Origin of the sequence: Kribbella sp. (assembly GCF_035687465.1) — a bacterium.
In the GTDB taxonomy this organism is placed as follows: domain Bacteria; phylum Actinomycetota; class Actinomycetes; order Propionibacteriales; family Kribbellaceae; genus Kribbella.
This window is the reverse complement of sequence record NZ_DASRXP010000700.1, coordinates 1-5,820: the sequence shown is the minus strand read 5'-3', so window position 1 is coordinate 5,820 and position 5,820 is coordinate 1. Positions and strand designations below refer to the sequence as shown.

Here is a 5,820-nt window from a genome sequence, read left to right as displayed (position 1 = left end):
CGAGCGCTGCCAGCACTCGACGCTCGACCGGTACTGCGGCCAACCGGTCGAGGTAATCGGTCAAAGTGGCGATCGGTTTCGCCCCATGGGCCCCGCCGAGTCCGACCGTGAACCGCCCGGGATGGGCCGCCTCCACCGACGCGTACACCCCGGCGACCTCGTCCGCGGAGTACTTGTCGACGGCAAGGATCCCGGGGATGAACTGGATCGAGCTGGTCGCCTTGACCAGGTCCACGATCGTCTGCAGCCCGGGCAGCGGGCCGCCGGCCAGCCAGATCGCGGAGTAGCCGAGCTCCTCAGCGGCGGCCGCCGCTGCCAGCGAGTCCGGGGTACTGGTGAGTCCGGTCGAGATTCCGATCGGGCCGAGCGCGAGGTTGGTCACGTCTCCACCTTAGGCACGGACCTGGATTCCACGACGAGGCTGCCCATCCCGTACACTTCTCGATGGTTCCCCGCGTGGCGGTATCTCGCCCAACTCCCCCAGGGCCGGAAGGCAGCAAGGGTAAGTGAGCTCTTCCGGGTGCGCGGGGAATCCTCATGTCCGGGCAAGGGTTAGCCTGAACAGATGGCAGTCGGGCCCGTGGCTCAGATCCACCTCAGCGTCCGCGACGTCGATCGCTCCGTCGCCTTCTACCGTGACGTGCTGGGCATCCCGTTCCTGTTCCAGGTCGAGGGCCAGCCGATGGCGTTCTTCCAGTCCGGCGATGTCCGGTTGTATCTCGGCACGCCGGAGTCGCCCGACTTCGTCACCAAGACCGTGCACTACTTCACCGTCGATGACATCCACGCCGAGCGGGCTCGCCTGGAGGCGGCAGGTGTCGAGTTCGCCGATGAGCCGCACGTCGTGCACCGCACCGAGACCACCGAGCTGTGGATGACCGGATTCCGGGACCCGGACGGCCATCACCTGATTCTGATGCAGGAGAAATAGTCTGGCGCTGACACACCCGATCGACGAGGGAGCACCAGTGAGCGACGAGCGCCGGTACCTGCAGGAACTGATCATCGCGGAGCTCGGGGTGACGCCGTCATTCGAGGTGGACCTGGAGATCGAGCGCCGGATCCTGTTCCTGACGGACCAGCTTCGCCTCGCGGGCGCATCGGCGTACGTGCTCGGCATCAGTGGCGGTGTCGACTCCAGTACTGCGGGACGCCTCTGCCAGCTCGCCGTCGAACGGGTCCGGGCCGACGGCGGGAACGCCTCCTTCGTCGCGATGCGCCTTCCGTACGGCGTGCAGCACGACGAGGTGGACGCCCGGCGCGCACTCGAGTTCATCCGCCCGGACGAGACGCTCACGGTCGACATCAAGGCGGCCACGGATGCGATCGTTGAGACGGTCAGGCATGCGGATTTCGACGATCGCGCCGACTTCCACACCGGGAACATCAAGGCGCGGCAGCGGATGATCGCGCAGTACGCCGTGGCAGGGGCGCGCGGCGGGCTCGTCGTCGGCACAGATCACGCGGCCGAGGCGGTGATGGGCTTCTTCACCAAGTACGGCGATGGCGCGTGCGACCTGACCCCGCTGGCGGGACTGACCAAACGCCGGGTCCGGGCGATCGGATCGCGGCTCGGCGCCGTCGACGAGATCACCGGGAAGGTGCCGACCGCGGACCTGGAGTCGGGCAATCCCGGCGTACCGGATGAGGCTGTCCTCGGCGTCACCTACGACGACATCGACGACTTCCTCGAGGGCAAGGAGATCGACGACAAGGCGGCCGGAATCATCATCACGGCCCACCACCGCACCATCCACAAACGAGCCGTCCCGATCGCCCCCTGACGCCGCGCTAGTAGGTGCCCTAGGGACCTGTGAGCAGAGGGGATCGATGTCCGCCGCGCTCCGCACGGGGATTGTGTCCCGGGACCAGTTCGGCATCGGTCGGGTCCGGGCCGTTGCGCTCCGTAATCAGTGACGGCACACTCAGCGCCACAACAACTGGAGGGGGAACTCCGACATGTCTCAACCGCCGATGATCCCGGAACCGCAGCCGCCGATGGCTCCGAACCAGGCCAACCCAAATGCGTACTACCCGGGACCGCAGTACAACCAGCCGCCGAACGGGGCCTACCTGCAGCCGTACCAGGGCGCCTACATGCAGCCAACGGTGGCGCCGAAGAACCCGGGTCTCGCCTTGCTGGCCTCGTTCTTCTTCCCTGGCCTCGGCTCCCTGATGAACGGCAACGTCGGTCTGGGCATCGTCATCTTCGTGTCCTACGTGATCGCTTGGATCACGACGACCATCCTGATCGGCTTCATTGCAGTGCCGGCGGTCTGGGTCTGGGGGATGGTCCACGCCTACACCGGAGCGAAGAACTGGAACCGCGCGCGCGGCATCGTGAGCTGACAGCACAAGGCAACGCCCCGTCACTCATCGTAGTCGCGGGCGTTGCCTTGTCCGGGGATCAAATCTCGATGCTGGCCCAGTTCGCGCGCTCAGGCAGGCTATCCGTCGTGCGCTGGTCCTGGTCGGCCCGCACTGGGCGACATGCAGTCGGGGTTTCGTGAACCTCCATCAAGATGTGAGCGAGCCTAGGGTGGTTGGACATCTGATGGTTGGAGGCGTTGATGGTCGACTTCTCGCTCACCGAGGAACAGCAGGCGATTCGTAGTACGACCCGGGAGTTCGTCCGCCGGGAGTTGATGCCGCTGGAGAACGACGTCCTGCGGCGTGAGCGCGAGGGGTTGCCCGGGGTCGAACCGGAGGTGATCCGTGAGCTCCGACTGAAGGCGAAATCGTTCGGGTTCTGGGGGTTGAGCACGCCAGAGGAGTACGGCGGGATGGACCTCTCGGCCGTCGACCAGGCGCTGATCACCAGTGAGCTCGGGCGGACCTTCGTCCCGTTCTCGTTCGGCGGGGACGCGGACAACATCCTCTTCGACAGCAACGAGGAGCAGCGCAAGGAGTACCTGCTGCCGACCATCTCCGGCGAACGCAGGTCCTGCTTCGCGATCACCGAACCCGGCGCCGGCTCCGATACCCGTGCGATCCGGACGACAGCGCGCATGGACGGCGACGACTGGGTGATCCGTGGTGAGAAGACCTTCATCACCGGCGGCAACGAGGCCGACTTCGCGATCGTGATCGCGGTGACGGACGCAAGCCTGGGCTCGAAGGGCGGCTTCACCGCGTTCCTGGTCGACCGCGACCGCGGCTGGACCTCCGACCCGATCGTCACCATGGGCGAGGCGGTCCCGGCAACCCTGAACTTCGACGACGTCCGGGTCCCGCAGGACCACGTACTCGGCGAGATCGGCCAGGGATACGAGCTGGCGATGCGCTGGATCATGAAGGGCCGGTTCATCATCCCGGCCCGCGGCATCGGCGCCTGCGAACGCCTGCTGGAGCTCGCGATCACGCAGGCGACCACCCGGCAGACCTTCGGCAGCGCGATCGGCGACAACCAGGCGATCCAGTGGATGATCGCCGATTCCGAGGTCGAGCTGGAGGCGGCCCGCTGGCTCGTCCTGTACGCCGCCTGGGTGGTCGACCAGGGCCGGAATCCCCAGCACGACAGCGCGATCGCCAAGCTCTATGGCACCAACACCGTCAACCGCGTGGCGGACCGCGTCCTCCAGATCCACGGCGGCATGGGCTACACCAAGGAACTCCCGATCGAACGCTGGTTCCGCGAGGTCCGCCTCTGGCGCATCTTCGAAGGCACCGACGAGATGCAACGCTTGATCATCTCCCGAGACCTCCTCCGCGGCTACCGCAAACCCGGCGCCCACTTCACCTGATCCAATGAGCAGTACCTGATCCGATGAGCAGCACCTGATCCAATTGGGGCAGTGTGGGCCGCGGCCGGGCCCGAGCCGCAGTGTCGGCGTCTTGCGGCGGTCAGGCTATGAGTGCCGGGTCGGCGAGGGATCGCATCCAGGCCAGCGCCTCCCGCTCGATCTGGCGAACCCGTTCGGGTGAGATGCCGTGCACCGCTCCGATTTCCGCCAGCTTCGCCCGAAGACCGTCGTGCAGCCCGTAACGGCGCCGGATCACATCCGCCGACCGCGGGTCGAGCTCGTCGACCAGGCTGAACAGGGCGGACCGGACCGAGGCGTTCGCGACCAGCTGGTCCGGGCCCGGGGTCGTCTCGGCCGCGATCAGGTCGCCCAGCGAGGTCTCACCCGCTTCGTCGATCGGGCTGTCCAGACTCAGGTGGTCCCGGCCCAACCGCATCAGGTCAGTGATCCGCTCCTCGTCCAGGTCCAGCTCCGCCGCGATCTCGTCGATCTCCGGCTCCCGCCCGAGCTCGCGCTCCAGGGTGCGCCGGGCGGTACCGATCTGGCTCAGCTGCTCCACCACGTGCACCGGCAGCTTGACCACTCGGCTCTGCTGCGCGATCGCGCGCGTGATGGCCTGACGGATCCACCAGGTGGCGTAGGTCGAGAACTTGAACCCTTTGCGGTAGTCGAACTTCTCCACCGCGCGGATCAGGCCGGCGTTGCCTTCCTGGATCAGGTCCAGGAGCGGCAGCTGGGACCGTCCGTAGCGGCGGGCGATCGACACCACCAGCCGGAGGTTCGCCGTCACGAACCGTTGGTGCGCGCGCCGCCCCTCCTCAGCCAGCCACTCCAGCTCCTCCTGGGTCGCACTCTCGGGCGGGCCACCGAACTGTCCCTCGACCAGCCGTTGCTCCGCGAACAGACCGACCTCGATCGTCGCAGCGAGCTCGGCCTCGTCCGTCGCGGTCAGCAAAGAAGTGCGAGCGATCTCTTGGAGATACTGACCGACAGTGTCCTTGAGGCCACTGTCAGCAGTGCGGACGGGTGCCGTGCGAGCCATCGAATCTCCTCGCTCAGTTGCGGATCCACTGCATGACGTCAGCGGCCGAGCCGATCGGCGTTCCCCGCCGGTGAGAACAGCGTGGCGCGACATCGGCGGTGGACACATCCCCGCCAGCGGTCATCGTCTTTCCCGCTGACCAGAACTCGCGGACCCCTGCTAGCCGGTGGTTCCTCCTGGTGATCTGAAAGAGTGAGGGAATGGCTGGTTCTGGGCGGTACGGGATTGTTGGCAGTGGATGGCGAAGTGGGTTCTTTCTTCGTACTGCGCAGTTGATGCCGGACCGGTTTGCCGTCAGTGGTGTGGTCACCCGTACTGCGGAGAGCGGGCGGGAGGTGGAGCGCGAGTGGGGTGTACCGACTTTTCGGTCGGTTGATGAACTGGTCGAGGCGGGTAGGCCGGACTTTGTCGTTGTGTCGGTGCCGTGGCAGGTTGCGCCGGTGGTGACCGGGGAATTAGTTGCCCGAGGCATCCCGGTGCTGACCGAGACGCCGCCGGCTCCCGATGTGGCCGGGCTGCGCCGGCTGTGGGCGGAGGTCGGCGACAGCGGTCTGGTGCAGGTGGCCGAGCAGAACCCAGTACTGCCAACGCATGCCGCGCAACTGGCGTTGATCAAGGCCGGCGTTCTCGGTGAAGTCGGCTCGGTCCAGTTGTCGTCCACGCACCTCTATCACGCCGCGTCCGTGATCCGGTTGCTGCTCGACGTCGGTATGAGTCCGGCGACTGTCGACGCGCGGACCTTCAGCGCGTCGCTGGCCAACCCCGTGTCCCGCGCGGGCTGGTCGGGTGACGCCGAGCCGAAGGACGCCACCACCACGCTGGCCACGATCGACTTCGGCGGCGGCCGGATGGCGTTGTACGACTTCACCGACAACCAATGGCAGAACCCGCTGCGCAGCAACCGGATCGTCATCCGGGGCAGTCTCGGTGAACTGGTCGACGAACGGGTCGTGCGGCTGGCGGACCCGCTGACCGCGGTGGAGTCGCGGCTGATCCGCCGCCAGACGGGTGTCGATCGCAACCTCGAGGGATTCG

6 protein-coding genes, 1 other RNA gene and 1 pseudogene are annotated in these 5,820 nt (G+C 66.8%); 6 read left to right on the top strand and 2 right to left on the bottom strand.

What is annotated here, in order from left to right; translation table 11 throughout:
* Window positions 1-382: pseudogene (locus VFG33_RS38040) on the bottom strand (LLM class flavin-dependent oxidoreductase); the annotation flags it as partial.
* Between the two features lie 61 nt (window positions 383-443).
* On the opposite strand from VFG33_RS38040, the gene ffs reads away from it, so the two are divergent.
* From ffs to VFG33_RS38015, 5 genes are all read left to right on the top strand, one after another.
* Window positions 444-540, top strand: an RNA gene (ffs, locus tag VFG33_RS38035) — signal recognition particle sRNA small type.
* Window positions 541-565: 25 nt separating this feature from the next.
* Entirely contained in the window at window positions 566-931 is a 366-nt protein-coding gene (locus tag VFG33_RS38030) for a VOC family protein (protein WP_325057882.1), read from the top strand.
* 37 nt (window positions 932-968) lie between these two features.
* A complete protein-coding gene (gene nadE / locus VFG33_RS38025) occupies window positions 969-1,784 on the top strand; it encodes an NAD(+) synthase (protein WP_325057881.1) in 816 nt (271 codons plus the stop codon).
* 175 nt (window positions 1,785-1,959) lie between these two features.
* A complete protein-coding gene (locus VFG33_RS38020) occupies window positions 1,960-2,349 on the top strand; it encodes a hypothetical protein (RefSeq protein ID WP_325057880.1) in 390 nt (129 codons plus the stop codon).
* 221 nt (window positions 2,350-2,570) lie between these two features.
* Entirely contained in the window at window positions 2,571-3,743 is a 1,173-nt protein-coding gene (locus VFG33_RS38015; protein WP_325057879.1) for an acyl-CoA dehydrogenase family protein, read from the top strand.
* A 100-nt stretch (window positions 3,744-3,843) separates the two neighbouring features.
* Here VFG33_RS38015 and VFG33_RS38010 read toward each other — a convergent pair whose 3' ends face one another.
* Window positions 3,844-4,785, bottom strand: coding sequence for a sigma-70 family RNA polymerase sigma factor (locus tag VFG33_RS38010; protein ID WP_325057878.1), 942 nt, complete (start codon window positions 4,783-4,785; stop codon window positions 3,844-3,846).
* 275 nt (window positions 4,786-5,060) lie between these two features.
* Between VFG33_RS38010 and VFG33_RS38005 the strand changes: the two genes are divergently transcribed.
* Window positions 5,061-5,820, top strand: a 760-nt coding sequence (locus VFG33_RS38005) for a Gfo/Idh/MocA family protein (protein ID WP_325057877.1), incomplete at its 3' end; no start/stop codon positions are given.